Annotated in this window: 1 protein-coding gene; it reads left to right on the forward strand. The window is 70.8% G+C overall.

The window, feature by feature from the left end; translation table 11 throughout:
* Positions 1-1,182 (forward strand): thiamine pyrophosphate-dependent enzyme (locus ACIOGZ_RS41830; protein ID WP_400989910.1); only part of this gene is annotated, 1,182 nt, incomplete at both ends.

The following is a 1,182-nucleotide window of genomic DNA, read 5'->3' on the forward strand; positions in this document are numbered from 1 at the left end:
CTCGCTGCCCGGCTACCGGCCGGTCACCAAGCCGCACGCCAAGCAGATCCGCGAGGCCGCGAAGATGCTGGTGGGCGCCAAGCGCCCGGTGCTGTACGTCGGCGGCGGCGTGATCAAGGCGCAGGCCACCGCCGAGCTGCGGATCCTCGCCGAGCTGACCGGCGCCCCCGTGGTCACCACCCTGATGGCGCTCGGCGCCTTCCCCGACAGCCACCCGCAGCACCTGGGCATGCCCGGCATGCACGGTTCCGTCCCGGCCGTCACCGCACTCCAGAAGACCGACCTGCTCTTCACCCTCGGCGCCCGCTTCGACGACCGCGTCACCGGCAAGCTGGACAGCTTCGCCCCGCACGCCAAGGTCGTCCACGCGGACATCGACCCGGCCGAGATCGGCAAGAACCGCCCCGCCGACGTGCCGATCGTCGGCGACGCCCGCGAGGTGCTGGCCGATCTGATCGTGGCCGTCCAGGCCGAGTTCGACGCCGGGCACAAGGGCGACTACTCGCAGTGGTGGGAGAAGCTCGACGAGTGGAAGAAGACCTACCCGCTGGGCTACGAACCGGCCCCGGCCGGCCGGCTCTCCCCGCAGCAGGTCATCGAACGGATCGGCCGGCTGGTCGGCCCGGAGGCGATCTACGCCGCCGGCGTCGGCCAGCACCAGATGTGGAGCTCGCAGTTCATCCGGTTCGAGAAGCCGGGCACCTGGCTCAACTCGGGCGGCGCGGGCACCATGGGCTACGCCGTCCCGGCCGCGATGGGCGCCAAGGCCGGCCGACCGGACACCCCGGTCTGGGCGATCGACGGCGACGGCTGCTTCCAGATGACCAACCAGGAACTGGCCACCTGCGCCCTGAACGACATCCCGATCAAGGTCGCGGTCATCAACAACGGCTCGCTCGGCATGGTCCGCCAGTGGCAGACGCTGTTCTACAACCAGCGCTACTCCAACACCGTGCTGCACGCCGGCCCCGACCACGACGGCATCGCGCCGCCGGCCCAGGGCACCCGGATCCCCGACTTCGTGCTCCTGTCCGAGGCGATGGGCTGCGTCGGCCTGCGCTGCGAGCGCCCCGAGGACCTGGACGCCGTCATCAAGCAGGCCATGGAGATCAACGACCGCCCGGTCGTCATCGACTTCATCGTCCACCAGGACGCCATGGTCTGGCCGATGGTCGCGGCCGG

It is taken from the genome of Kitasatospora sp. NPDC088160 (assembly GCF_044741445.1).
Taxonomy (GTDB): domain Bacteria; phylum Actinomycetota; class Actinomycetes; order Streptomycetales; family Streptomycetaceae; genus Kitasatospora.